Origin of the sequence: Xanthomonas prunicola (assembly GCF_002846205.1) — a bacterium.
In the GTDB taxonomy this organism is placed as follows: domain Bacteria; phylum Pseudomonadota; class Gammaproteobacteria; order Xanthomonadales; family Xanthomonadaceae; genus Xanthomonas; species Xanthomonas prunicola.
Genome location: NZ_PHKV01000001.1, coordinates 1104910 through 1129104, shown reverse-complemented (window position 1 = coordinate 1129104; position 24195 = coordinate 1104910). Strand labels below are relative to the sequence as shown.

The 24195-nt window shown below is 63.5% G+C and carries 24 protein-coding genes; 15 read left to right on the top strand and 9 right to left on the bottom strand.

The features are described from left to right. Positions 1 to 70: 70 nt before the first annotated feature. On the bottom strand, positions 71 to 484 hold the full coding sequence (locus XpruCFBP8353_RS04975; protein WP_101362162.1) for a CopL family metal-binding regulatory protein: 414 nt from the start codon (positions 482 to 484) through the stop codon (positions 71 to 73). 131 nt (positions 485 to 615) lie between these two features. Here XpruCFBP8353_RS04975 and XpruCFBP8353_RS04970 point away from each other — a divergent pair, with 131 nt between their 5' ends. The 3 genes from XpruCFBP8353_RS04970 to XpruCFBP8353_RS04960 all read left to right on the top strand — a co-directional run bounded on the left by XpruCFBP8353_RS04970 (position 616) and on the right by XpruCFBP8353_RS04960 (position 4749). Next, positions 616 to 1719, top strand: coding sequence for a PLP-dependent cysteine synthase family protein (locus XpruCFBP8353_RS04970; protein WP_101362161.1), 1104 nt, complete (start codon positions 616 to 618; stop codon positions 1717 to 1719). Positions 1720 to 1813: 94 nt separating this feature from the next. Beyond that, complete coding sequence (locus XpruCFBP8353_RS04965; protein ID WP_101362160.1) at positions 1814 to 3838, top strand: M3 family metallopeptidase; 2025 nt, start codon at positions 1814 to 1816, stop codon at positions 3836 to 3838. Between the two features lie 140 nt (positions 3839 to 3978). Further along, positions 3979 to 4749, top strand: coding sequence for an SH3 domain-containing protein (locus XpruCFBP8353_RS04960; RefSeq protein ID WP_101362159.1), 771 nt, complete (start codon positions 3979 to 3981; stop codon positions 4747 to 4749). Between the two features lie 218 nt (positions 4750 to 4967). On the opposite strand, the gene fabB is transcribed toward XpruCFBP8353_RS04960, so the two are convergent. After that, positions 4968 to 6176 (bottom strand): beta-ketoacyl-ACP synthase I, encoded by a 1209-nt coding sequence (gene fabB / locus XpruCFBP8353_RS04955; RefSeq protein ID WP_101362158.1) that lies wholly within the window; start codon positions 6174 to 6176, stop codon positions 4968 to 4970. Continuing rightward, the gene (gene fabA, locus XpruCFBP8353_RS04950; protein ID WP_101362488.1) at positions 6176 to 6691 is read right to left on the bottom strand and encodes a 3-hydroxyacyl-[acyl-carrier-protein] dehydratase FabA; all 516 of its coding nucleotides are present in this window, start codon (positions 6689 to 6691) and stop codon (positions 6176 to 6178) included. Before fabA ends, fabB begins: the two co-directional genes overlap by 1 nt. 344 nt (positions 6692 to 7035) lie before the next feature. On the opposite strand from fabA, the gene dinB reads away from it, so the two are divergent. Continuing rightward, entirely contained in the window at positions 7036 to 8115 is a 1080-nt protein-coding gene (dinB, locus tag XpruCFBP8353_RS04945) for a DNA polymerase IV (protein WP_101362157.1), read from the top strand. Between the two features lie 142 nt (positions 8116 to 8257). Next, positions 8258 to 8908: a phosphoglycolate phosphatase gene (locus XpruCFBP8353_RS04940; protein ID WP_101362156.1), complete on the top strand. Its 651-nt coding sequence runs from the start codon at positions 8258 to 8260 to the stop codon at positions 8906 to 8908. 310 nt (positions 8909 to 9218) lie between these two features. On the opposite strand, the gene XpruCFBP8353_RS04935 is transcribed toward XpruCFBP8353_RS04940, so the two are convergent. Together XpruCFBP8353_RS04935 and XpruCFBP8353_RS04930 are read right to left on the bottom strand one after the other, a co-directional pair. Beyond that, complete coding sequence (locus tag XpruCFBP8353_RS04935) at positions 9219 to 9617, bottom strand: TfoX/Sxy family protein (RefSeq protein ID WP_101362155.1); 399 nt, start codon at positions 9615 to 9617, stop codon at positions 9219 to 9221. After that, positions 9614 to 10096, bottom strand: coding sequence for a GAF domain-containing protein (locus XpruCFBP8353_RS04930; RefSeq protein ID WP_101362154.1), 483 nt, complete (start codon positions 10094 to 10096; stop codon positions 9614 to 9616). Before XpruCFBP8353_RS04930 ends, XpruCFBP8353_RS04935 begins: the two co-directional genes overlap by 4 nt. Positions 10097 to 10417: 321 nt before the next feature. Between XpruCFBP8353_RS04930 and bioD the strand changes: the two genes are divergently transcribed. Next, positions 10418 to 11092 (top strand): dethiobiotin synthase, encoded by a 675-nt coding sequence (gene bioD / locus XpruCFBP8353_RS04925; RefSeq protein WP_101362153.1) that lies wholly within the window; start codon positions 10418 to 10420, stop codon positions 11090 to 11092. 114 nt (positions 11093 to 11206) lie between these two features. Here the strand turns inward: bioD and XpruCFBP8353_RS04920 are convergent, their stop codons facing one another. From XpruCFBP8353_RS04920 to XpruCFBP8353_RS04910, 3 genes are all read right to left on the bottom strand, one after another. Next, positions 11207 to 11542, bottom strand: coding sequence for a phasin family protein (locus tag XpruCFBP8353_RS04920; RefSeq protein WP_101362152.1), 336 nt, complete (start codon positions 11540 to 11542; stop codon positions 11207 to 11209). A 192-nt stretch (positions 11543 to 11734) separates the two neighbouring features. After that, positions 11735 to 12088 carry a 6-carboxytetrahydropterin synthase QueD gene (gene queD, locus XpruCFBP8353_RS04915; protein WP_101362487.1) on the bottom strand — a complete coding sequence of 118 codons (354 nt, stop codon included), beginning with the start codon at positions 12086 to 12088 and terminating at the stop codon, positions 11735 to 11737. A 117-nt stretch (positions 12089 to 12205) separates the two neighbouring features. Further along, complete coding sequence (locus XpruCFBP8353_RS04910; RefSeq protein WP_101362151.1) at positions 12206 to 13591, bottom strand: DEAD/DEAH box helicase; 1386 nt, start codon at positions 13589 to 13591, stop codon at positions 12206 to 12208. A 306-nt stretch (positions 13592 to 13897) separates the two neighbouring features. Here XpruCFBP8353_RS04910 and XpruCFBP8353_RS04900 point away from each other — a divergent pair, with 306 nt between their 5' ends. Next, a complete protein-coding gene (locus XpruCFBP8353_RS04900) occupies positions 13898 to 14956 on the top strand; it encodes a fumarylacetoacetate hydrolase family protein (RefSeq protein ID WP_207759596.1) in 1059 nt (352 codons plus the stop codon). A 43-nt stretch (positions 14957 to 14999) separates the two neighbouring features. Then, positions 15000 to 15662: a maleylacetoacetate isomerase gene (maiA, locus tag XpruCFBP8353_RS04895; protein WP_101362150.1), complete on the top strand. Its 663-nt coding sequence runs from the start codon at positions 15000 to 15002 to the stop codon at positions 15660 to 15662. Between the two features lie 400 nt (positions 15663 to 16062). Here maiA and XpruCFBP8353_RS04890 read toward each other — a convergent pair whose 3' ends face one another. Beyond that, positions 16063 to 17196: a PilT/PilU family type 4a pilus ATPase gene (locus XpruCFBP8353_RS04890; protein ID WP_101362149.1), complete on the bottom strand. Its 1134-nt coding sequence runs from the start codon at positions 17194 to 17196 to the stop codon at positions 16063 to 16065. Positions 17197 to 17295: 99 nt separating this feature from the next. On the opposite strand from XpruCFBP8353_RS04890, the gene XpruCFBP8353_RS04885 reads away from it, so the two are divergent. The 7 genes from XpruCFBP8353_RS04885 (at position 17296) to XpruCFBP8353_RS04855 (ending at position 24181) form a co-directional block, all read left to right on the top strand. Next, positions 17296 to 17679, top strand: coding sequence for a DUF4398 domain-containing protein (locus XpruCFBP8353_RS04885; protein WP_010371890.1), 384 nt, complete (start codon positions 17296 to 17298; stop codon positions 17677 to 17679). Next, positions 17676 to 18566, top strand: a complete 891-nt coding sequence (locus XpruCFBP8353_RS04880) for a coiled-coil domain-containing protein (protein ID WP_101362148.1) — start codon at positions 17676 to 17678, stop codon at positions 18564 to 18566. The genes XpruCFBP8353_RS04885 and XpruCFBP8353_RS04880 overlap by 4 nt, the downstream gene beginning before the upstream one ends. Positions 18567 to 18916: 350 nt before the next feature. Then, a complete protein-coding gene (locus XpruCFBP8353_RS04875) occupies positions 18917 to 19135 on the top strand; it encodes a YdcH family protein (RefSeq protein ID WP_003484103.1) in 219 nt (72 codons plus the stop codon). Between the two features lie 239 nt (positions 19136 to 19374). Next, on the top strand, positions 19375 to 20745 hold the full coding sequence (locus tag XpruCFBP8353_RS04870; protein ID WP_101362147.1) for a pyridoxal-phosphate dependent enzyme: 1371 nt from the start codon (positions 19375 to 19377) through the stop codon (positions 20743 to 20745). A gap of 88 nt (positions 20746 to 20833) precedes the next feature. Next, positions 20834 to 22030, top strand: a complete 1197-nt coding sequence (locus XpruCFBP8353_RS04865) for a cystathionine gamma-synthase (protein ID WP_101362146.1) — start codon at positions 20834 to 20836, stop codon at positions 22028 to 22030. Continuing rightward, complete coding sequence (locus tag XpruCFBP8353_RS04860; protein WP_101362145.1) at positions 22030 to 22872, top strand: ABC transporter permease; 843 nt, start codon at positions 22030 to 22032, stop codon at positions 22870 to 22872. Before XpruCFBP8353_RS04865 ends, XpruCFBP8353_RS04860 begins: the two co-directional genes overlap by 1 nt. Further along, on the top strand, positions 22862 to 24181 hold the full coding sequence (locus XpruCFBP8353_RS04855) for an ABC transporter ATP-binding protein (protein WP_165786137.1): 1320 nt from the start codon (positions 22862 to 22864) through the stop codon (positions 24179 to 24181). Before XpruCFBP8353_RS04860 ends, XpruCFBP8353_RS04855 begins: the two co-directional genes overlap by 11 nt. The last annotated feature ends 14 nt before the right edge of the window (positions 24182 to 24195 follow it).

Genomic DNA, 24195 nt, shown 5'->3' with positions numbered 1-24195 from the left:
TCGCACAGCTGAGAAAACCCGCGCAATACACGCGCGGGGCCGATGACGGCCAAGGCAAGGCCGTCAGCGCTCAGGCGATAGGAGGTCGCACCGGTTGTTCGGGCAGCGGGCTGCTGCGCCCTTCGGCCAAGGTGGCCGGTAACGCCAGGTGGCCGGGCTGGCCCGCGGGTACCGCAGGCAAGGTCAACAAGGCGAGGCTGCAGTGCTGCAGGCAATCGCAGCTGCCCAGCTTGCAGCAGTCCTGTGCGTGCGCGTGCGTGGCCTTGTCGTGCAACTGCGCTGTGGCTGGCGGCGTGGCGTCATGGCACGCAATGGCTGCCGGCATTGCCGCGTGCAGGTTTGCTGCCGCGTTTACCACTCCAACAGCGGGCATCGCGCTGGATGCCATCGCCGGCATCGCCATGCCCACCGACGCCCACGCGCCGGTGGCCGTATTGGCAACCAGGCACAGGCACAGCAGCAGGCGGAGCAGGCGATGCAGCACGAGCGCTCGGGGCAGCGGACAGGTGCGGTGAGCATAGCATCGGCCCCTAGCTGTCCGCCCGATGACCTGGCTGCGTGGGCGCGCGGGCGACAGCGGTAGAATTGAGGCCACTTTCGCAGCCAAGTCCTGCCATGTCGCAGCGCCAGTGGGTGGCCGCCGCCATCCAGAAGATCGAAGCCGATTTTAATCGTTCGGCCGACACCCATCTGATTCCGATGAACCTGCCGGGTTATCCGGGCATCGACCTGTACTTCAAGGACGAGTCCAGCCACCCGACCGGCAGCCTCAAGCACCGTCTGGCGCGCTCGCTATTTCTGTACGCGCTCACCAATGGCTGGCTGCGTGCCGGGCGCCCGGTGATCGAGGCGTCCAGCGGCTCCACCGCCATTTCCGAGGCCTATTTCGCGCGCTTGCTGGGGGTGCCCTTCATTGCGGTGATGCCGGCCTCGACCTCGCCGGAGAAGATCGCCGCGATCGAATTCCAGGGCGGCCGCTGCCACCTGGTCGAGCGCGCCTGCGATCTGGACAGCGCCTCGCACCAGCTTGCGCACGAGACCGGCGGGCACTTCATGGACCAATTCACTTACGCCGAGCGTGCCACCGACTGGCGCGCCAACAACAACATTGCCGAATCGATCTTCAAGCAACTCGCCGAGGAGCCGCACCCGATTCCCGACTGGATTGTCTGCAGCCCCGGCACTGGCGGCACCAGCGCCACATTGGGGCGCTATGTGCGCTATCGCCGGCATCACACTCGCATCCTGTGCGTGGACCCGGAAGTGTCGGTGTTTTTCGACGGTTATTGCCGTGCGGTGGACGGGCAATGCCCCAAGGAGCTGGCGATCACCGGCGGCTCGCGCATCGAAGGCATCGGCCGGCCGCGGGTGGAATCGAGCTTCATTCCCAGCTGCGTGGATGAAATGATCAAGGTGCCCGACGCCTTGAGCCTGGCGGCGATGCGCCACGTCAGCGCCACCCTGGGCCGTCGCGTGGGCGGCTCCACCGGCACCAACTTCATCGGCGTGCTGCACGCCGCGCAGCGGATGCGCGAGGAAGGCCGCCAGGGCTCCATCGTCACCATCCTGTGCGACGCCGGCGAGCGCTACGCGCACAGCTACTACAACCCGGCCTGGTACGTGGAGCGGGCGATCGATGTCACCGACAGCGATGTGGCCATTGCCGACGCGGTCAACGGCGGCGCATTGCCGCAGCTGCCTTGTGCTGCGCTGCAATGATCGCCATATCGGAAGCGTGCTGACGCGCCGAGCGTCGGCACCTGTCACCAGACATCTTTGTCATCCCTGATCCAGTCCACCGCCGGAGCGCCCCATGACCAACCCGCTGCTCGATCTGTCCGGACTGCCGTCCTTCGATGCGATCCGCCCCGAACACGTGGGCCCGGCGATCGACCAATTACTCGCCGAGGCCGAGGCGGCGGTGAAGGCGGCCGAACAGGTCAGCCCCGTGCGCTGGGACAGTTTCGTGGTGCCACTGGACGATGCCACCGAGCGCTTGTGGCGCGCATGGGGCCAGGTCGGCCATCTGCAGGCGGTGATGAACACGCCCGAACTGCGCGAGGCCTACAACAGCAATCTGCCCAAGGTGAGCCGCTTCGGCAGCGCGCTGGGCCAGAATCTGGCGCTGTATGCGCAATACAAGGCGCTGGCGCAATCGCCGGAAGCCGCACACGTCGATGAAGCGCGTCGCAAGGTGCTGGAAAACGCGCTGCGCGATTTCCGCCTGGGCGGTGCCGAGCTCGATGACGACGCCAAGGCGCGGTTTGCGCAAATCCAGGAAGAACTGTCCGCATTGGCGGCCAAGTTTTCGCAGAACGTGCTCGACGCCACCGATGCATGGTCTTACGTGACCGAAGACCAGGCGCAGTTGTCCGGCCTGCCGGCCGAGGTGATCGCCGCTGCACGCGCTGCCGCTGAAAAGGATGGCGTACCAGGCTGGAAGTTCACCTTGCAGATGCCGTGTTATCTGCCGGTGCAAAGCGATGCCGACAGCCGCGAACTGCGCGCGCTGCTGTATCGCGCCAACGCCGAGCGCGCGTCCGAATTCGGCGCTGCCGCGCTGGACAACAGCGCCAATATCGATCGCATTCTCGCCCTGCGCGCGGAGCTGGCGCAGTTGCTTGGATTTGCAAGTTACGCCGACTATTCGGTCGCCACCAAGATGGCGCAGAGCCCCGATGAGGTGATGGGGTTCCTGCGCGATCTGGCCGTGCGTGCCAAGCCGTACGCGCAACGCGACCGTGCCGAACTCGAAGCCTTCGCACGCGACGAACTTGGCCTGGACGAACTACAGGCCTGGGACCTGGCCTACGTCAGCGAAAAGCTCAAGCAGGCGCGCTACAGCTTTTCCGAGCAGGAGGTGAAGCAGTATTTCACCGAGCACAAGGTGCTGGCTGGCCTGTTCGATGTCATCCACAGCCTGTACGGGCTGCGCGTCAAGCCGGACAGCGCGCCGGTGTGGCATACGGACGTGCGTTTTTTCCGGCTGGAAGATGCCCAGGGTGCGCTGGTTGGCCAGTTCTACCTGGATCTGTACGCGCGCGAAGGCAAGCGCGGTGGCGCGTGGATGGACGATTGCCGCAACCGCCGCGAGACCGCCAATGGTACGCAGACGCCGCTGGTGTATCTGGTGTGCAACTTCGGCCGCGGCAGTGGCGATACACCAGCCACCTTCCGGCATGGCGAGGTCACCACGCTGTTCCATGAAATGGGCCATGGCCTGCATCAGTTGCTCACCCGCATCGGCGAGCTGGGTGTGGCCGGCATCAATGGCGTGGAATGGGACGCGGTGGAGCTGCCCAGCCAGTTCATGGAGAACTTCTGTTGGGAATGGGAGCGCGTGCAGGCGATGACCGCGCACGTGCAGACCGGCGAACCGCTGCCGCGCAACCTGTTCGATCGTTTGCTAGCGGCACGCAATTTCCAGAGCGGCATGTTCACCGTGCGCCAGCTGGAATTCGCCTTGTTCGACATGCAGCTGCACAGCAGCTTTGATCCAACGCAAGACAGCGTGCTGCAACTCATCGAACGTGTGCGCGATGAAGTCGCGGTCAATCGGCCCCCGGCGTGGAATCGCTTCACTCACCAGTTCAGCCACATCTTCGCGGGCGGCTACGCAGCCGGCTATTACAGCTACAAATGGGCCGAAGTGCTCAGTGCCGATGCCTATGCAGCATTCGAAGAGGCGCCCGAACAGGTCGCTGAGACTGGCGCACGTTTTCGCCATGAAGTGTTGTCGCGCGGTGGCAGCCGCAGTGCGGCTGACAACTTCCGTGCTTTCCGTGGGCGCGCGCCGAGCATCGACGCATTGCTGCGGCACAACGGCATGGCGGGCTGATGGCGCCCACTGCGCAGTCGTCACCTGCTACCGGCCGCTAAGGTGTTCGCATTGCATTGAGGTGAGCTGTCTTATAAACGCGAGGTGAGGCCTCTCCGTGAGGCGCAGCGTGCAGTGGAGTAGGGCACAAGGAGAGCGCAATGCAGCGACGTTTGTCATGGGGCGTGCTATGGCTGATGGCTGTGGCCATGCCGGTTTGGGCGCAACACGCCGGCCACGCCAATGCTCTGGTCGGCCTGCGTGCCGGGCCTGCTGCAGAATATCGGCGCGTGGGCGAAGTTCAGCCCGGCACTGCGCTTCAGGTCTATGGTTGTCTCGACAGCGGCACCTGGTGCGACGTGCGTTCACCGGAGGCACGCGGTTGGGTTCCTGCGACGTCAATCGTGCTCAATCACGGTGCCCTGACGCGCGTGGTGCCGAAAGTGACGTTCTCGTTGGACGCCTACTGGGACACACACTATCGCGGCCGCGAGTGGACGGTCGAGAGCGAGCGTGCGTTCTGGCGTGATCACACGCCTGGGGACGCGCTGCCACTGGAGCTCCTGGCACCTGGCGAGGGCGTGCCGGCGGACGGAGTGCAGTCCATGGCAAGACGCGCCAAGGCCGAAACACGGGCAGAGACCGAGCGCACCCAACGCGAGCGCGCCGTGATCGATCGGGCTGCGCTGAATCGGTTAGACGCCGATAGGCGGGACGAAAAAATAAATAGGTGCGAACGCTCAGGAAGCCAGGACAGTGCCGTGCAGAGTTGTATCTCCCAGGCACGCAGCGACTACGATCAATCGGTCCGGCAACGGTGTGAAAGCTCACCAAGCCAGAACAGTGGCTTACAGAGTTGTATCGACCAGGAACGCATCGACTACGAGCAATCGGTTCGGGAACGAAAAAGTCGCGACCAGCAAGATCGCTAGCCGGCTGTGCGTCGAACGAGGTCTGGCGTGCACTTGGCAGATCCGTGTGGCGGGAGCCTGGTGGCGGTACGCACTGCGCAAACCTCAGTCTGCCGCGCCTGGCCCACAGTCTCGCCCGATTGCGTGCAAGACCATGTCCGTCACTGCGTTATCGGCGCGTTTCTATCACCGCCGCAACCGGCGCCACCGCAGCGTGATCGCGGCGGTGGCGCCAGCCATTACACCCGCCCGAACACCAGCGTGCCGTTGGTGCCACCAAAGCCGAAGCTGTTGGACATCACCGTGTTCAAGGTCGCTTCCTGGGTTTGCCGCAGGATCGGGAAGCCTTCGGCGCGTGGATCGAGTTCTTCGATATGCGCCGATCCGGCCATGAATCCATCGCGCAACATCAGCAGGCTATAGATCGCCTCGTGCACGCTGGCGGCGCCCAGCGAATGCCCGGACAGCCCCTTGGTCGACGATAGCGGCGGTACGTTGTCGCCGAACACTTCGCGCACCGCGCCCAGTTCGGTGACATCGCCCAATGGTGTGGAGGTGCCATGCGTGTTGAGGTAATCGATCGGGCGATCCAGCCCCTGCATGGCCATGTGCATGCAGCGCACGGCACCTTCGCCGCTGGGCGCCACCATGTCGGCACCATCGGACGTCACGCCATAGCCGAGCAGTTCGGCATGGATGCGTGCGCCGCGTGCGATGGCGTGGTCGTAGTCTTCCAGCACCAGCATGCCGCCGCCGCTGCCGATGACGAAGCCATCGCGCTGCGCGTCGTACGGGCGCGAGGCCACGGCGGGGCGATCGTTGAAGCCGGTGGACAGCGCACCCATCGCATCGAACATCACGCTCATCGTCCAGTGCAATTCTTCACCGCCGCCGGCGAACATCACATCCTGTGCGCCATGCCGGATCAGATCCGCCGCCGCGCCGATGCAATGCGCCGAGGTCGCGCACGCAGCCGATAGCGAGTAACTCAGGCCGCGGATCTTGAACGCAGTGGCCAGCGATGCGGACACCGCCGAACACATCGTGCGCGGCACCATGTACGGGCCCACCTTGCGCACGCCCCGGTTGCGCAGCAGATCAGCAGTTTCTACCTGCCACTGGCTGGAACCGCCGCCGGAGCCGGCAATCACACCGGTGCGCAGGCCGCTGACGTGCTCGGCATCCAGTCCGGCATCGGCGATCGCATCGCGCATGGCCAAATAGGCGTAAGCCGAGGCGTCGCCCATGAAGCGCTTGAGCTTACGGTCGATCAGGCTGTCCAGATCCAGCGCCACCGCACCGCCCACTTGGCTACGCAGCCCTGCCTCGGCGTGATCGGGGAGCGCGGTGATGCCGGAGCGGCTCTCGCGCAGTGCGCTGGAGACGGTATCCAGATCGTTGCCCAGGCACGAGTTGATGCCCATTCCGGTGATGACGACGCGACGCATCAGAAGTTCTCCGTTGAGGTAAACATGCCCACACGCAGATCCTTGGCGACGTAGATCTCGCGCCCATCCACCAGCATGCGTGCATCGGTCTGCGCCATCACCAGCTTGCGGTTGATCACGCGGCTGACATCGATCTCGTAGCTCACCAGCTTGGCGCTGGGCAGCACCTGGCCAGTGAACTTGACCTCGCCGCAGCCCAGCGCGCGACCACGGCCCGGCGCGCCGATCCAGGTGAGGAAAAAGCCGGTGAGCTGCCACATTGCATCCAGGCCCAGGCAGCCTGGCATCACCGGGTCGCCGATGAAGTGGCAGCCGAAGAACCACAAGTCTGGGCGAATATCCAGTTCTGCACGAATCACGCCCTTGCCATGTGCGCCGCCGGTGTCGCTGATCTCGGTGATGCGGTCGAACATCAGCATCGGATCGTTGGGCAAGCGGCCGCTGTCGGGTGCAAACAGTTCCCCACGCGCGCTGGCCAGCAATTGGTCGCGCGAGTACGTGCTTTGACGAGTCATGACGAACGTTTCCTGCAAGGAGCGAAAGGCGAGGCCGGGAAGGGTGCATGAGATCGCGCGGTTCAATCAAACGTTTTATCCGTACGCATGCGTGCTGTTTTCAGCCCATTGCGCAGTGCGGTGCGTCGTGCTGTAGGCGAAACCGCAGCGCTCGGGCCAGCGGAGACGGGTTGGCGGTGGGCGTGCGTGGCCGGCTGTGCCGTTGGTGGAATCGATGCGTACTCGTTGGCATTCGATGCGCGGTCGCGCTCGTTTTTCGACCGTGTCGTGGTCCATCTCGGCTCAAGGTGTGAGACAGCGCTGGCTTATCATGGGTACAGGCCTGCGGAAGAGAAACCAGCTTGATGCGCAAGATCGTGCACGTGGACATGGATGCGTTTTACGCGTCCGTGGAGCAACGTGACGACCCCAGCCTGCGCGGCAAGCCGGTGGTGGTGGCCTGGCGCGGTGCGCGCTCGGTGGTGTGCGCTGCCTCCTACGAAGCGCGCACGTTCGGCATTCGCTCGGCGATGCCAGCCGTGCGCGCCGAGCGTCTGTGCCCGGATGCGATCTTCGTGCCGCCGGACTTTGCGCGCTACAAGGCGGTGTCGCGGCAAGTGCGCGAGATCTTCCACCGACATACGGATCTGGTGGAGCCGCTGTCGCTGGACGAGGCCTATCTGGATGTCACGCAAGCCAAAACCGGCATGCAGCTGGCCACCGAGATCGCGCAGTTGATCCGCACGCAGATCCGCGAAGAAACCCAGCTCACCGCATCGGCCGGCATTGCGCCGAATAAGTTCCTGGCCAAAATCGCGTCCGATTGGCGCAAGCCCGATGGCCAGTTCGTGATCGCACCCAGTCGCATCGATGCATTTTTGCTTCCGCTCAAGGTCAATCGCATCCCCGGCGTGGGCAAGGTGATGGAGGGCAAGCTGGCAGCACTGGGCATCGTCACCGTGGCCGATCTGCGTCAGCGCCCACTGGAAGAACTGCAGGCGCATTTCGGCAGTTTCGGGCAGAGCCTGTATCGCCGCGCGCGTGGCATCGACGAGCGTCCGGTCGAGCCGGACCAGGAAGTGCAATCGGTCTCCTCGGAAGACACCTTCAGCGAAGATATCGCGCTTGATGCACTGGATCCGCACATCCTGCGGCTGGCGGAAAAAACCTGGCTCGCCACGCGCCGCACTGAGCGCATCGGGCGCACCGTGGTGCTGAAATTGAAGACCTCCAACTTCCGTATCCTGACGCGCTCCTACACGCCTGAGCAGCCGCCTGCCTCGCAGGAGGCGCTGGCACAGATCGCGCTGTCACTGACCCGCCGCGTGGAGTTGCCTGCGCAGACGCGCTACCGCCTGGTCGGTGTAGGCCTGAGTGGTTTCAGCGATGTCGAAGAAGGCGCGGTGCAGGGGCAGTTGTTCGGCGACATGCCACAGGCGCAGTGACTGCGATCCACCGTGCATTGCGGGCAGCATGTGTCGCTGACCGCATCAACTTATTCAGCGAGCAATCCACAGCGCTCGCGGTGACACGCGCTGAATCCTGCGCTGCGTACACTGCCACTCCCCCACACACGAGGCCGTCCGAATGTTTCCGTATTCGCTGGTGATCTTCGATCTGGACGGCACGCTCGTGGACAGCGCGCCCAATATCGCCGAGGCGCTCAACGGCACCTTGCAGGAGCTGGGGCTGCAGCAGTTCGGCGAAGCCACGATCCGTCGCTGGATCGGCGAAGGCGTGCATGTGTTGCTGGCCACCGCATTGCGCGAAGCCGGCAGTACGCGCGACGCCGATGCGGCAATGCCGGTGATGATGCGCCATTACGAGGCGAGCCTGCTGCACAATCCGCAGTTATATCCCGGCGTTGCCGAAGCGCTGACGGGCTTGCGCGACGCCGGCGCCACGCTGGCGTTATGCACCAACAAACCCGCGCGTTTTATCGCGCCGCTGCTGGAACATCTGGGCATCGCCGCACACTTCAGCAGTGTGCTTGGCGGTGATTCCTTGCCGCAGCGCAAGCCCGACCCGGCGCCGCTGCTGCAGCTTGCCAAACACTTCCAGCGCAGCCCGCAGCAATGCCTGATGGTCGGCGATTCGGCCACCGATGCCGCCGCCGCAAACGCCGCGAACATGCCGCTTGCGATGGTGCGCTACGGCTATTTGCGCGGTTTCGATGTGCAAAGCTCCGGTGCGGTGGCCATCGTCGACGACATGCGTGAGCTGCTTGCGTTGCAGTAATCGATGATCACGCCATGCGTATGATCGATGTGACGTCTGCATACGTCACCGCATCAGGCGCAAGCGCAGGCGTTGGCACTGAGTCGGATAACGATTCAATACGCGCCTGCTCCACGCAGCGGCTCGCAGACTTCACCGCGATAAGCCCACGCACAGCCAACATGTTGATGTGATCAGCAGGCACGATCGGGCTTCAGACTCTAGACCGGCTACGCGATTGCGAAGCAATGCTGCATGCATTAGCGCGTGCATGCAGCCGGACAAAATCGGACTGCATCGATCAACCGATCACTGAGCGGCGACAGCTACATTAATCGTCCCGTGCTTGGTCCGCATCCGCAGCGTCATCGGCGTCAGACGCGGCGTCTGCATCGCCGTGCGTATCGTCGTTGTCGGCGCGCGCGTAGTGCACGGTTTCCACCGGTCCGCCGACGGCGCGGCCTCGCACAGGCAGCAGTGCGCTAGCGGCTTCGTATTCGGCCAGCAATGCATGACGTCGTGCTTCCGGCACATCCTGCCAATGACAATCGGACAACGCGCCTTCCAGCGAATACAGCAGATTGAGGCTGGGCTTGAAGCCCGCGCGCCGCACCTTGACGAACGCGCCCACCGCACCCACCGCTTGCAGGTCCTGTTGCGTGCGCAGTCCGACCTGGCGCAGCCACGCCGCGCTCTTCGGGCCGATGTTGCGCATCCGCTCGGTGGTCACGCCAACGCGCCGACGAAGACTTGCGCAAGCGCTTCCAGGCCGCGCTGATCGTCCGCGTCGAAGCGATTCAGCTCCGGACTGTCCAGATCCAGCACGCCGATCAACGCATCGCCCTTGACCAGCGGAATCACCAGTTCCGAGCGCGATGCCGAATCGCAGGCGATATGCCCGGGAAACGCGTCCACGTCGGCAATACGCTGGCTTTGCCGGGTGCTGGCAGCCGCGCCGCACACACCCTTGTCCAGTGGAATGCGCACGCACGCCGGTAGACCCTGGAAAGGCCCCACCACTAGCTCGCGGCCATCGTAGAAATAGAAGCCGGCCCAGTTGAGCGACGGCAGCGAATTGAAGATCAGTGCGGCCAGATTGGCGGCATTGGCGATCCGGTCCGGCTCGCCGTGCACCAGTGCCTGGGCCTGGGCGGTGAGCTGGGCGTATTGTTCCGGCTTGCTGCCGGTCAGCGAAGAGGTTGCGAACATCGGCGAAGTTTAGCAGCGGCTGTTTGCAGCGTGGTTGCGACGGTGCGGCGCACGCGCAACGCCCTGTCATCCGCGGACCGCGTCGGCCTGCCGGCAACACGACGCGCAGACCTCGTCAGGCGCAGCACGGCACCTCCGCTGTAGCGCCTGGATATCCCTGGACATGACGGCGGGTGTCGACGCGTCCTCACCCAGCAAGCCTGCTGATAGGCAGCACATCCCGCAGACAAGTGAGGAATAACCGACCTCAACCGCATGTCCGATGCGCGCGTTATGCTGCGCGCCCCACGGCAATGGCGGCGCGGCCGCAGGACCAGGCGTATGCAGCACCCGGCTTTTTATGTCACCGGCACCGATACCGGCATCGGCAAGACCATGGGCAGTACCGCGCTGCTGCACGCGTTGCGCGCACATGGGCGTACCGCGGTGGGCATGAAGCCGGTGGCCAGCGGCTGCGAGCACACGCCGCAGGGCTGGCGCAACGAGGACGCGCTAGCGCTGCAGGCGGCCAGCAATCCGCAGCCAGCGTACGCCACGCTCAATCCCTACGCCTTGCCCGCGCCGCTGGCACCGGAACTGGCCGCAGCTGACGTCGGCGTGACGCTGTCGCTGGAGCCGATCGCGCAGGCCTTCGCGCAATTGCGCGCGCAGGCCGAGGTGGTCGTGGTGGAAGGTGTCGGTGGTTGGGCCGCGCCGCTGAGCGCGACATTGGATCAAGCCGATCTGGTGCGTGCATTGCAGTTGCCGGTGGTGCTGGTGGTCGGCGTGCGGCTGGGTTGCATCAACCATGCGCGCCTCACCGCTGCTGCCATTGCTGCCGATGGACTGCAATGCATCGGCTGGATCGCCAATGAAGTTGATCCGCAGATGGAGCGTGTCGAAGAGAACATCTCCATGCTGCGCCAGCGGCTGGCAATGCCGTGCTGGGGACGGATCCCGTGGCGACCGGGCGCCGACGCAGCTGCCCTGGCACAGGGGCTGCAGCTGCCGCGCTAGCTGTCACTGCGCGCAGCGCGCAGGCAATAAAAAAGCCCGACAGAGGGAGGGATCTGTCGGGCCGGATTGCATGGGGGGAGGGACCCATGCAAAGACGCTGAATTTTATTGGCGGTTACTTGCGCCGGGTCTTGCTTGCTGCGCCGGCCTGATCGCTGCCGTTTTCGAACTGCTGCTTGGTGAATTGCCCAAGCGCGTTGGACATCTTCAACCCCAGCCCGACCACTTCCTGATTGGCCGACGCCAGCCGTTCCAGGTTGTCGCGGGCCAGTTGCAGGCCTTTCGGCCAGAGCGTCTGGTAGGCACCCAGGTCGCGTGCCTGCGCAAACTCACCGAAGAACGTGGTGGTTGCGTTGACGTTCTGCTCCAGCGTGTCCAATGCCAGCTGATTGGCACGTGCTGCGGCAGAGGCGAACTGACGGGTAAAGCCGTTTTCGAACTGCGCCGACATTGCAAACCCCTTGGGGGAAGCCGTGACCGTTTGTTGCGTCGCAGCATACGCCGTTCTTGCTGCGATGCAACGCGTTTTCTGAAGATTTTCCAAACGGCTGCAGAAGTGCTTTTCCATCAACAGGTTAGCCGGCTCCTCAAATGACAAAAGCCGCCTGGTTGGCGGCTTCAGGTCACAGGATTGCGCTACCGATCAACCGCGATAGCGACACCCGGAGGTGCAGGTTTCATGCACCACGATTTCGCTCAACTGCGGCAGCGCCGGCTTGAGCTGCTGCCAGATCCAGATCGCCAGCCGCTCGCTGGTCGGGTTTTCCAGCCCCTCGATGTCATTGAGGTAGTGGTGGTCCAGGCGGTCGTAGATCGGCTGAAAGGCGGCCTTGATGTCGCCGAAATCCATGATCCAGCCGGTGTCGGCATCCGGTTCGCCGCTGACATGCAGCTCGACCCGGAACGAATGCCCATGCAGCCGGGCGCACTTGTGGCCGGGCGGCACATTGGGAAGCCGATGCGCGGCTTCGAGCGTAAAGACTTTGAAAATATCCATGACGGTGATCGGCAAGCGGTAACGAGAGGGAAGGGCAGGCGCCGGCCGGTCCGGACCGGGCGTGCCCGATGCAACAAGGGCCGCATGGCGGCCCTTGTGCTCAGCAGACGGTGCCTATCAGGCGCCGCGGTTGGCCGGACGGCCTGCGCCGCCACGGCCGTCGCGCCGGCCTGCACCCGCGCCCGCATTGGCCTGACGCGGCCCGCTGCTGCGCTGGCCACCTGGCTTCTTCGGGCCGGCATGGGCGTGCGCCTGACGCGGTGCATCGCCATGCGGACGACGGGCGTGGCTCTTGCGCGGGGCGCGATCGCCACCCGGCTGCTCGGCACGGCCCGGCGCGCTATTGCCCCAACGGATCGGGGTCTGCGGCTCGTAGCCCGGCACGTCGCGGATTTCCACGTCGCGGCCCAGCATGCGCACGATCTGGCGCAGCAGCTTGGCTTCGTCCTGCGCCACCAGCGAGATCGCCTCGCCGGTGGAACCGTTACGGCCGGTGCGGCCGATGCGGTGCACGTAATCCTCGGCCACCATCGGCAGGTCGTAGTTGATGACCTTGGGCAACTGGTCGATGTCGATGCCGCGCGCGGCGATATCGGTGGCCACCAGCACGGTCACTCGGCCGGCCTTGAAGTCGCTCAGCGCGCGCATGCGCTGGCCCTGGCTCTTGTTGCCGTGGATCGCCGCGGTCTTGATGCCGGACTTCTCCAGGAACAGCGCCAGCTTGTCGCTGCCGTGCTTGGTGCGGGCGAACACCAGGGTCTGCTCGCGGCTGTCCTGCGCCAGCAGGTGCAGCAGCAGATCGCGCTTGCGCGCGCCATCGACCGGGTGCACGCGGTGGGTGATGCTCTCGGCCACGGTGTTGCTCGGGGTGACCTGGATCTGCATCGGGTTGCGCATGAATTCCAGCGCCAGCTGCTTGATGTTCTCTTCGAAGGTGGCCGAGAACAGCAGGGTCTGACGGTCCTGGCGCGGCAGCTTGGTCAGGATGCGCTTGATCGACGGCAGGAAGCCCATGTCGAGCATGCGGTCGGCTTCGTCCAGGATCAGCACTTCGATGCCGGACAGGTCCACGCTGCGACGCTCGATATGGTCGATCAGCCGGCCCGGGCAGGCGATCAGCAGGTCCACGCCACGACGCAGCGCATCGAGCTGGTTGCCCATGCCGACGCCGCCGTAGATCACGGCACTGGGAATGCGCAGGTACTTGCTGTAGCCGCGCAGGCTGTCGTGCACCTGGGTGGCGAGCTCGCGGGTCGGAGTCAGGATCAGCGCGCGCGGCTTGCGCGGGCCGTTGACCGGCTGCGGGCTGGTGCCCAGGTGCTGCAGCAGCGGCAGGCCGAACGCGGCGGTCTTGCCGGTACCGGTCTGCGCGCCGGCCAGCAGGTCATGACCGGCCAGCACCAGCGGGATCGCCTGCTGCTGGATCGCAGTGGGGGTTTCATAGCCCTGCTCGGCCAACGCGCGCAGCAGGAAGGGCGCCAGGCCCAGGGATTCAAAAGACATCAGGAAGCTCCAAGTAAAGCGTCGCCACCAAGCCAAGCCCGGAGCGCAAACGCATTGCAGATGCAAAAGTGAGGCTCGGAGCGTTCCCGTGAACCGCGCTGCGAGATGGTGGATCAACCCGATCAAAGAGCGATGGGTTTGTCGGCACCACGAAAGGCGTCGGGTGGGGCGGGCGAGCGGATCGATCGATCCTGGCCTCGCCGGCTGTCCCTAAGGGAAACGGACGGCCGCATGCAGACCCGGCAAGTGTACTCGCGTTTGGCGCGCTGCACAAAATCCCGTCCCTGCGGTTGTGGTCACGGTCAGTTGTTTCAGGTGCAACTACTGTTGCGGCAGGCCGTACAATCGACCGATCAGCCACAGCACAGGATGGTCATGAAGCTAGGTTCCCTGAAGGAAGGCGGCCGCGACGGCAGCCTGATCGTGGTCGCGCGCGACCTGCGCACCGCCGTGCGCGCCACTGGCATCGCGCCGACACTGCAGCGCGCGCTGGAAGACTGGAGCAATGTGGCGCCGCGCTTGAACGCCTTGTCGGCCTCGCTCAACGACGGCAGTGCCGACGGGGTCTTCGACCTGGATATGCAGGCCTTGGCCGCCCCGCTGCCGCGCGCATACGAATTCGTTGATGGCAGCGCCTACCTGCCGCATGTCGAGCGCGTGCGGCGCGCGCGCAATGCCGAGGTGCCGGAGAGCTTTTACACCGACCCGCTGATGTACCAGGCCACCAGCGCCGGCTTCTACGGTCCGCGCGATGCCATCAAGGTGATCAGCGAGGACCACGGCATCGATCTGGAAGCGGAGATCGTGGTGATCACCGACGACGTGCCGATGGGTGCATCGCCCGAACAGGCGGCCACGCATATCCAGCTGATCGGCCTGGTCAACGATATCTCGCTGCGCAACCTGATTCCGGCCGAGCTGGCCAAGGGGTTTGGTTTTGTGCAGTCCAAGCCGCGCTCGGCGCTGTCGCCGGTGTTCGTCACCCCCGACGAGCTGGGCGATGCCTGGCGCGACAGCAAGGTCCATCTGCCGCTGGTGACCCATGTCAACGGTGCCTGGTTCGGTGCGCCGGAAGCGGGCAACGACATGCAGTTCGATTTCGCCCAGCTGATCTCCCATGCCGCCAAGACCCGCCCGTTGTCGGCCGGCACGATCGTCGGGTCCGGCACCATCGCCAACGAAGACACCACGCTGGGCGCGTCGTGCTTCGCCGAACAGCGCGTGGTCGAGACCTTGCGCGATGGCAAGCCGAGCACGCCGTTCATGGCGTTCGGCGATGTGGTGCGGATCGAGATGTTCGATGCCGGCGGCGCCAGCGTCTTCGGCGCGATCGAACAGCGCGTCGAACGGCAGCCCTTGCCATGACGCGTAGCGTCCTGCCGGCGGGCGCGGTCACCGGCGGGCGCGCATGAGCGCGGCGCTGGAGCTGTTTTCGTACTGGCGTTCGAGCGCAGCGTATCGCGTGCGCATCGGGCTTCAGCTGAAGTCGCTGGCCTATGTCACCCATCCGGTGCATCTGGTGCGCGACGGCGGGGAGCAGCATGCTGCGAGCTATGCGCAGCTCAATCCGCAGCAGCTGGTGCCGACGCTGCGCCACGGTGCGGTGGTGATTCCGCAGTCGCTGGCGATTCTGGAGTATCTGGAAGAGGCGTTTGCAGACAGCGCGCGGCTATTGCCGGCAGCTCCGGCCGACCGCGCCCGCGTGCGCGCACTGGCCCAGGTCATCGCCTGCGATGTGCATCCGCTCAACAATCTGCGCGTCACCCAGTTCCTTGAACGCACCTGGCAGGTGGATGCCGCGCAACGCCAGGACTGGACGCAGCATTGGATGCGGCAGGGCTTTGCGGCGCTGGAATCCCGATTGGCCAGCGATCCGCACACCGGCACGTTCTGTCATGGCGACATGCCGGGCTTGGCCGATTGCGTGCTGATCCCGCAGCTCTATAACGCGCATCGGTTCGGGGTGGATCTGACGCTGTATCCCACCCTGCGACGCATCGAGCAGGCCTGCCTGGCGTTACCGGCCTTCGATGCGGCACGGCCCGAGATGCAGGTCGATGCGGTGGCGTGAGGGTAAACACGCTGCAGCCCTCATCCGCCCTTCGGGCACCTTCTCCCGTGGTACGGGAGAAGGGCAGCCACCCATCCGCCCTTCGGGCACCTTCTCCCATGGTGCGGGAGAAGGGCAATCAACCACTCATCCGATCGGGCGGATGTCGCGATGCCTGGCCGACGTCGCAATGCAAGTTTGAAGGGCTCGTAGCCGGCGTTCCAGAAGCATTGCACGGCCGCCGATCTGCCTTCTCCCGCAAGCGGGAGGCCATCAATCATCCTTCTCCCGCACGCGGGAGAAGGTGGCGCGCAGCGCCGGATGAGGGAGCTTGTGCAAGCGGCAACACGCTGGGAACACGCAGCGCCGACAGCCAGGGCTGATCCGTGCGGCCGCCTATCGTTTCTGGCGACCCGACCGATCAAATGAACCCGTGACTGATCTTCGGCGCCGGGGCCACTTCGTAATCCGCATACGGGTCGTGCTCGCCGGAGCCGCCTTCGGAGAGGCGGAACTTCAGCGCCAGGCCGTCGCGCGAGTCGGCGGCACGCAGCGCTTCCTCCTGCTCGATCTCGCCGGATTTGACCATGCGGAACAGACATTGGTCGAAGGTCTGCATGCCTTCTTCCAGCGACTCTTCCATCGCCGCCTTGACCTCGTGCACCTGGCCGCGCCGCAGCAGGTCGCGGATCATCGGTGTATTGAGCAACACCTCGGTAGCGGGGCGGCGGCGCCCATCCACACCCTTGACCAGGCGCTGCGAGACCACGGCGCGCAGATTCAGCGCCAGGTTCATCAGCACGTTCTTGTGCGCGCTTTCCGGGAAGAAATTGAGGATGCGTTCGATGGTCTGGTCGGCGTTGTTGGAGTGCAACGTGGCCAGGCACAGGTGACCGGTCTCGGCGAAGGCGATCGCCGCCTCCATGGTCTCGGCATCCAGGATTTCGCCGATCAGGATCACGTCCGGCGCTTCGCGCATCGCGTTCTTCAGCGCGCTCTGGAAGGCGTGGGTGTCCAGACCCACCTCGCGCTGGTTCACGATCGACATCTTGTGCTTGTGCAGATATTCGATCGGGTCCTCGATGGTGAGGATGTGCCCGGTGGTGGTGCTGTTGCGGTGGTCGATCATCGAGGCCAGCGAGGTCGACTTGCCCGAGCCGGTCGAACCGACCACCAGCACCAGCCCGCGCGGGGTCATGATGACGTCCTTGAGCACCTGCGGCAGGTTGAGCTCTTCGATGCTCGGGATCCGGCTGCGGATGGCGCGGATCACCATGCCCACCTCGCCGCGCTGCTTGAACACGTTCACGCGGAAGCGGCCGGCGTCGGGCAGGGCGATGGCCATGTTGAGCTCGAGCTCGCGCTCGAACTGCGGCACCTGGCCTTCGTCCATCAATGAGTAAGCGATTTTCTTGACCATCCCCGGCGGCAACCCCGTATTGCCGAGCGGGTAGAGCTTGCCTTCGATCTTGATGTACACCGGCGCGCCGGTGGTCAAGAACATGTCCGAGGCATTCTTTTCGGTCATCAGCTTCAGGAAGTAGCCGATATCCATGCGCAATGGTTCCCCAACAAACAGCAGCGTCTCGTTGCAAGTCCGCCGCAGGCTTCCGACAATGGCCGTGCTCGAGACTTCCTCGCTACGGCTCCCCTAATGACGGCTAGCTTCGCATACTTGCGGCGATCCCTGTATGGCATCGCCTGTTTCATGGTTCTTTCCTCTCCGGCCGCCGCCCAGGTGGCACCGGAGCTCACCGCCGCCGAACAGGCTGTGCAACGCGCCACCCAGGCCGATGCCGACCAATACGCTCCTGATCTGGTCAACCTGGCACGTCAGGAGCTGATGCAGGCCCAGCAAGCGCAACTGGACAAGCGCCAGCGCAAGCAGGTGCCACAGATCGCCCTGCGCGCCGCCGCCGATGCCGACCTGGCCAAGGCACGCAGCGAAGAGGCGGTGGTCACCGCCCAACTGGAACAGCGCAAAAAGGAAGTGGCGCAGTTGCAGAACACCCTCAACACCGGGGAGAGCGGCCGATGAAACTGCGCCCCTTCCTGTATATCGGTGTGCTGAGCATGGCCACGCTGCCATCGCTGGCGATGGCGGCCAAGGACGACCCGCAGGCCGACGCGCTCAATCGGCGCCTGGCGGTGCTGCAGAACGACCCACAGACCAGCGACCTGGCCCGCTACGAGCGCTTGCAGGCCCAGCAGACCGTGGCCGCGCTGGCCGAAGCCAAGCGGCGCGACCGCGACGAACTGGTGTTTCTGGCCGACCGCCGGGTCGAGATCGCCGAGCTCACCGCCCGCACTGCGCTGGCGCGGCGCGAGCTGGACCGCCTGGACGGCACGCGCAACGATCTGCTGATCGAGGCCAGCCGCCGCGATGCCGCACGGGCGCGCCAGGAGGCCGAACGCTTGCGCGTGCAGGCGCAGATCCAGGCCGAGGCGGCCGAGCAGGCACGTCAGTCCGCCGAACAGGAAGCGCTCGCCCGCCAGGATGCCGAGTTGGCGTTGACCAGCGTGGCCGGCAAGCAGACTGCCAAGCTCAATGCCGCCCAGCAAAAAGCCCTTCAACTCGCTCATGAAGAAGCCGAGCTAGTGGCTGGCGCCAAGCTGCCGGCGTCCAAGGTGGATAACCGGGGTGAAGTGTTCTCCCTGGGCAGTGGCGCCTTCGGTGGCAAGGCGGCGTTGTCCGGCGATGCCGCAGGGCAGGCCAAGGCGTTGGCCGAATATCTGAACATCGGCAAGAAGGGCCGGGTCAGCATCGTCGGGTTTGACACCGACGCAGCCATCGCCAAGAAGCGTGCCGAAGCGCTGCGCGACGCCTTGGTGGCAGGCGGCGTGGCGGCTTCGCGGCTGCAGGTCACCGGCACCAAAGGCGCGGCCAGCAAGACACGCGCGGCCGAGGTCGTTGTCGCGCCCTGACGGCATTCGTTGCAAGTGATTGGAAGTTAAGGCCTTTTAACCCGGGTATGACGCCTGGTTGAACCGCGGTCACTGATTGGGGCAGGGAACGGCGGATGCAGCCGTTTCGGTCTTGAACCCCCTCCGCGACCGGCGTAGGGTCGTACCTCCGGGCAGCAACTTCGCCGCCCGGGAAGTACGGAGGGCCGGGCCAGTGATGCAGAGGCACGCAACGATGCAAGAGGGTGGAGTGGTTGTTGGTGGTTCCGCCCGTGTGTCGGCCTGTGCAACGCGTTGGTCTTCCATTCCCAAGCTCCGCCCCGTGCCTTCGCTGGCCGGGGCGTTCTTGTTTCAGTGAAGGAGGTAACGCCATGTTCGAAGGGCAACCGCAGACCGAAATCGACGCATTGATGAAGTCCGATCCCCAGTTCAAGCAGCTCTACCAACGCCACAAGCTATTGAACAAGAAATGCATGGATGCCGAACTCGGGGTGCTCCCGATCGACGACGTGACCTTGGGCCAGATGAAGCGAGAGAAGTTGCAGGCCAAAGAAAAGCTCACCCGCATGTACGACCAGCTCACGCACTGATTCCTTCCCCACCGTTAGAACAAGTTCACCGTCGCGGGCGGTGGCGGCCTCCTCGTCGGCTTGCCACCGTCCGCGTCTTTGTTTGCAGCGCTGCGTTCCTGGCCAAGGGCGGGTTTGCGTCGCGGTTGAGCCTGTTCGTTCATCGGCTGGCGCACTCGTTTCAAGGCTGAATGAGCATTCCCCGGCCGTTCGTCGGATAATGACCGGTCTAGCCCGCGTGGCGCAGCGACGATATCCCGATGGCGATTCATTCCTCCGTACTCGAACTGATTGGCAACACGCCGATCGTCAAGGCCCAGCGCCTGGACACCGGCGTCTGCGAGCTGTTCCTCAAGCTGGAGGCGAATAATCCTGGCGGATCGATCAAGGACCGCATCGGTCTGTCGATGATCGAAGCGGCCGAACAGCGCGGCGATCTCAAGCCCGGCGCCACCCTGGTGGAGGGGACTGCCGGCAACACCGGCCTGGGCCTGGCCCTGGTTGCGCAGCAGAAGGGCTACCAATTGATCCTGGTGGTGCCGGACAAGATGAGCCGCGAGAAGATCTTCAATCTCAAGGCCATGGGTGCCAACGTGGTGTTGACCCGCTCGGACGTGGCCAAGGGCCACCCGGAGTACTACCAGGACCTGGCCGCCAAGATCGCTGCCGAGACGCCGGGAGCCTACTTCATCAATCAGTTCGGCAACCCGGACAACCCGGCTGCGCACGAATTCGGCACCGGTCCGGAGATCCTGGCGCAGATGGACGGCCAACTGGATGCCATCGTGTTCGGTTGCGGCAGCTCCGGCACCATGACCGGCCTGTCGCGCGCCTTCGCCAGTGCCTCGCCGCATACGGAGCTGGTGCTGGCCGACCCGGTCGGCTCGATCCTGACCCAGTACATCGAAGAGGGGACGGTCAGCGAAAAGTCCGGCAGCTGGCTGGTCGAAGGCATCGGCGAAGACTTTTTGCCGGACATCTCCGACTTCTCGCGCGTCAAGAAGGCCTATTCCATCAGCGATGCGGAGAGCTTTCACACCGCGCGCGAATTGCTGGCCAAGGAGGGCGTCCTCGGCGGCTCGTCTACCGGCACCCTGTTGGCCGCGGCGCTGAAGTATTGCCGCGAACAGACCACGCCCAAGCGCGTGTTGGTGTTCGTCTGCGATACCGGCAACAAGTATCTGTCGAAGATGTACAACGACTACTGGATGCTCGATAACGGCTTCCTGGAGCGCCCGCAACATGGCGACCTGCGCGACCTGATCCTACGTCCGTACAACAAGCGCGATACCGTGGTGGTGGGTCCGAAAGATCTGCTGACCACCGCCTACCAGCGCATGAAGCTGTACGACGTGTCGCAGCTGCCGGTGATCGACGATGGCGAGCTAGTCGGCATCGTCGACGAGAGCGACGTACTGCTGCATGTGTATGGCGACGAGGCGCGCTTCCGCGACCCGATTTCCACTGCCATGGTGAGCAAGCTGGATCGTCTGGACGTCGCATCGCCGATCGAAGCGCTGTTGCCGGTGTTCGACCGCGGCCAGGTCGCCATCGTCATGGATGGCAATCAATTCCTCGGCCTGATCACCCGCATCGACCTGCTCAACTACCTGCGTCGCCGCGTGCAGTGACCCCGCGCCGCCGCGCGCTCGGATGAGACGCGCGGCACGGGCCGTTCAGACCTGCTTGTTACAATCGCCCACTTTTTCGGGAACCTCCATGTCCAATCGCACCACTCATAGCCATGACGGCGAGCGCGCGCTGTCGCTCGCAACGCTGGCGATCCATGGAGGGCAGTCGCCAGATCCGAGCACCGGCGCGGTGATGCCGCCGATCTACGCCACGTCCACCTACGCGCAGTCCAGCCCCGGCGAGCACCAGGGCTTCGAATATTCGCGCACCCACAACCCCACGCGCTTCGCCTACGAGCGGTGCGTTGCCGCGCTGGAAGGCGGCACGCGCGCATTCGCGTTCGCCTCGGGCATGGCCGCCACCTCCACGGTGATGGAGTTACTGGATGCCGGCAGCCACGTGGTGGCGATGGACGACTTGTACGGCGGCACCTTCCGCCTGTTCGAGCGTGTGCGCCGTCGCACCGCCGGTCTGGATTTCAGCTTCGTCGACCTGACCGACCCGGCTGCCTTCGAAGCCGCAATTCGTCCTGACACCAAGATGGTCTGGATCGAAACCCCGACCAACCCGATGCTCAAGCTGGTCAACATCGCGGCAATTGCCGCCATCGCCCGCAAGCACGGCCTGCTGATCGTGGTCGACAACACCTTCGCCTCGCCGATGCTGCAGCGCCCGCTCGGCCTTGGTGCGGACATCGTCGTGCATTCGGCCACCAAGTACCTCAACGGCCACTCGGACATGGTCGGCGGCATCGCAGTGGTTGGCGACAACGCCGAGCTTGCCGAACAAATGGCGTTCCTGCAGAACTCCATCGGCGGCGTACAAGGCCCGTTCGACAGCTTCCTCGCGCTACGCGGATTGAAGACCTTGCCGCTGCGCATGCGCGCGCACTGCGAGAACGCCCTGGCGCTGGCGCAGTGGCTGGAAACCCACCCTGCGATTGAAAAGGTCATTTACCCGGGCCTTGCCTCGCACCCGCAGCATGCGCTTGCGAAAAGCCAGATGTCCGGCTTCGGCGGCATCGTCTCGATCGTGCTCAAGGGCGGGTTTGAGGCAGCCAAGCGTTTCTGCGAAAAGACCGAGCTGTTCACCCTGGCCGAATCGCTCGGCGGCGTGGAAAGCCTGGTGAACCATCCCGCCGTCATGACCCACGCCTCGATTCCCGTGGCTCGCCGCGACCAGCTCGGTATCAGCGATGCGCTGGTGCGGTTGAGTGTGGGGGTAGAGGATTTTGGGGATTTGCGTGGGGATTTGGAGCGGGCGTTACAGCCTGAAGCTTTCTAATGACCGTAACTGCACCATCTACCCTGTCACGTGCCCGCGCTATTGCATTGGGGCCATTTGATGCCCTAATCGGGCGTAGGGATTTGACCAAAGAACTTGCCAAGCGTGAAGTTCTAGGGCGCTATCGCGGGGCTAGTTTCGGGTTGTTATGGTCGTTGATTAGCCCATTTTTGCTGCTGATCGTGTACACGATTGCATTCGGTTCAATTATGAAGAGCCGATGGCCTGAAGTGGCTGCAGGGCAATCGCATTTTTCCCTAGTGCTTTTTGTTGGCCTGATCGTGCACGGCTTCTTCGCAGAATGCCTGATGCGTTCCCCCCACCTAATCATGGGTAACCCCAATTTCGTCAAACGCGTGATCTTCCCGCTGGACATATTGCCTTGGCCAATGGTGGCTTCTGCTTTATTTCACGTATTGATGAATACCTTGGTCTTCGCAGTGCTCCGTTTGGTGCTGGACGGACAAATGGTGTGGACCATCGTGCTTCTTCCTATTGTGATGCTCCCTCTGGTCGTCCTGGGGCTCGGCGTCTCTTGGTTCCTAGCTTCTTTCGGTGTGTATTTTCGAGATGTCACGCAGGTGACGGGGGTTCTGTCAACTGCCCTGTTGTTCCTCTCTTCGGCAATGATTCCACCCCAAGCGATTCCGGAGAATATGAAGCTAGTGTTCCTGCTGAATCCGTTGACCTTCATCATTGACCAAGCGCGGGAAGTGGCCCTCTGGGGTAATCTGCCGGATTGGTCTGGGCTTGCTCTATATCTATTGCTAGCGATGATGGTTTTCTACAGCGGGTTTGTTTGGTTCAAGGCGACGCGGAAGGGGTTTGCCGATGTCATCTGAGCCGGTGATTGAAGTCAGAAATGTCGGTAAGGTCTTTCCAATCTATCAGAAAGCCCATCACCGTCTCATGCAGATGCTGAGTCCGCAGTCGCGCAAGGGAAAATGGTTCCGCGAGTTCCATGCGTTGCATGGAGTCGCATTCGAAGTAGGTAAAGGGGAAAGTGTCGGTATCGTTGGCCGAAACGGCTCCGGAAAGTCCACGCTTCTTCAAATAATTTGTGGAACCTTGTCGCCCAGTACTGGCTCTGCCAAAGTCAATGGGCGGGTTGCTGCGCTCTTGGAGTTAGGTGCTGGATTCAATCCGGAATTCACTGGTCGCGAAAACGTCTTCGTTTATGGATCTGTGCTCGGATTGTCTAGGCGTGAAGTCGAAGATCGCTTCAGCAAGATTGAGGAATTCGCCGACATAGGTCAATTTATTGATCAGCCCGTGAAGACCTATTCCAGCGGTATGTTTGTCCGTCTTGCCTTCGCGGTCGCGATCAACGTGACACCGGACGTGTTAGTTGTGGACGAAGCGCTAGCTGTAGGCGATGCTAAGTTCCAGTCAAAATGTTTCGCCCGCTTGCGCGAGCTACGCGAACAAGGAACATCAATCCTCTTCGTATCGCACTCCACCGAGCAAATCGTTACCCATTGCGACCGTGCCATCCTACTTGATGGCGGACATCTCTTGATGGATGGAGCGCCCAAGGCAGTTGTCCACCAGTATCTGGATCTTCTTTTCGGCACAAGTCGACCGTCACAGGGATCTGCATCGCGTGATGATGCGCTTCTAGACCAGCGCGATGGAGATAATCCATTTTTAGAACCACCAGCCGAGGGTGCCGACCCATTTTCGCACCACGCCAATTATAACCCCCACGAATATCGCTGGGGTGATGGCGGCGCAGTGTTGCAGGACTTTCATCTTCAGATTGGCGGGGCCAGCTTTCCACAGGTGGTATCTAGTGGAGAGTCAGCGCGCTTGAGCCTAGCTCTCCGCTTCGTGCAGGACATACAACGCCCGATCATTGGCATGACGCTGAAGAACACTGAAGGTGTAACGGTCTACGCAACAAATACCGAAATGCAGTCCGTCAAGGATATGGTGGGAATCGGAAACGCCGGTACATCGGTAAGGGTCGATATTGATTTCCAGTGTCTTCTGGGAAGTGGTGACTACTTTATATCTGTGGGCGTTGCAAGCCGAGTTGGAGATAATGTCATTCCCCATGATCGTCGGTACGATGCCATTCATTTTCAAGTTATATCCGAAGGCTTCGTTGGTTTTAGCGACGTGCGGGCCGCTATCCGTCCCGTGCTGTAGTCGAATAAGGAATG

Coding starts and splice junctions, on each gene's coding strand:
- XpruCFBP8353_RS04970 (WP_101362161.1), top strand. CDS start 616: ATGTCGCAGCGCCAGTGGGTGGCCGCCGCCATCCAGAAGATCGAAGCC.
- XpruCFBP8353_RS04865 (WP_101362146.1), top strand. CDS start 20,834: ATGTCCAATCGCACCACTCATAGCCATGACGGCGAGCGCGCGCTGTCG.
- XpruCFBP8353_RS04960 (WP_101362159.1), top strand. CDS start 3,979: ATGCAGCGACGTTTGTCATGGGGCGTGCTATGGCTGATGGCTGTGGCC.
- XpruCFBP8353_RS04920 (WP_101362152.1), bottom strand. CDS start 11,542: ATGTCGGCGCAGTTCGAAAACGGCTTTACCCGTCAGTTCGCCTCTGCC.
- XpruCFBP8353_RS04930 (WP_101362154.1), bottom strand. CDS start 10,096: ATGTTCGCAACCTCTTCGCTGACCGGCAGCAAGCCGGAACAATACGCC.
- XpruCFBP8353_RS04880 (WP_101362148.1), top strand. CDS start 17,676: ATGAAACTGCGCCCCTTCCTGTATATCGGTGTGCTGAGCATGGCCACG.
- bioD (WP_101362153.1), top strand. CDS start 10,418: ATGCAGCACCCGGCTTTTTATGTCACCGGCACCGATACCGGCATCGGC.
- XpruCFBP8353_RS04890 (WP_101362149.1), bottom strand. CDS start 17,196: ATGGATATCGGCTACTTCCTGAAGCTGATGACCGAAAAGAATGCCTCG.
- maiA (WP_101362150.1), top strand. CDS start 15,000: ATGAGCGCGGCGCTGGAGCTGTTTTCGTACTGGCGTTCGAGCGCAGCG.
- fabB (WP_101362158.1), bottom strand. CDS start 6,176: ATGCGTCGCGTCGTCATCACCGGAATGGGCATCAACTCGTGCCTGGGC.
- XpruCFBP8353_RS04875 (WP_003484103.1), top strand. CDS start 18,917: ATGTTCGAAGGGCAACCGCAGACCGAAATCGACGCATTGATGAAGTCC.
- fabA (WP_101362488.1), bottom strand. CDS start 6,691: ATGACTCGTCAAAGCACGTACTCGCGCGACCAATTGCTGGCCAGCGCG.
- XpruCFBP8353_RS04870 (WP_101362147.1), top strand. CDS start 19,375: ATGGCGATTCATTCCTCCGTACTCGAACTGATTGGCAACACGCCGATC.
- XpruCFBP8353_RS04965 (WP_101362160.1), top strand. CDS start 1,814: ATGACCAACCCGCTGCTCGATCTGTCCGGACTGCCGTCCTTCGATGCG.
- XpruCFBP8353_RS04885 (WP_010371890.1), top strand. CDS start 17,296: ATGACGGCTAGCTTCGCATACTTGCGGCGATCCCTGTATGGCATCGCC.
- dinB (WP_101362157.1), top strand. CDS start 7,036: ATGCGCAAGATCGTGCACGTGGACATGGATGCGTTTTACGCGTCCGTG.
- XpruCFBP8353_RS04940 (WP_101362156.1), top strand. CDS start 8,258: ATGTTTCCGTATTCGCTGGTGATCTTCGATCTGGACGGCACGCTCGTG.
- XpruCFBP8353_RS04910 (WP_101362151.1), bottom strand. CDS start 13,591: ATGTCTTTTGAATCCCTGGGCCTGGCGCCCTTCCTGCTGCGCGCGTTG.
- queD (WP_101362487.1), bottom strand. CDS start 12,088: ATGGATATTTTCAAAGTCTTTACGCTCGAAGCCGCGCATCGGCTTCCC.
- XpruCFBP8353_RS04855 (WP_165786137.1), top strand. CDS start 22,862: ATGTCATCTGAGCCGGTGATTGAAGTCAGAAATGTCGGTAAGGTCTTT.
- XpruCFBP8353_RS04860 (WP_101362145.1), top strand. CDS start 22,030: ATGACCGTAACTGCACCATCTACCCTGTCACGTGCCCGCGCTATTGCA.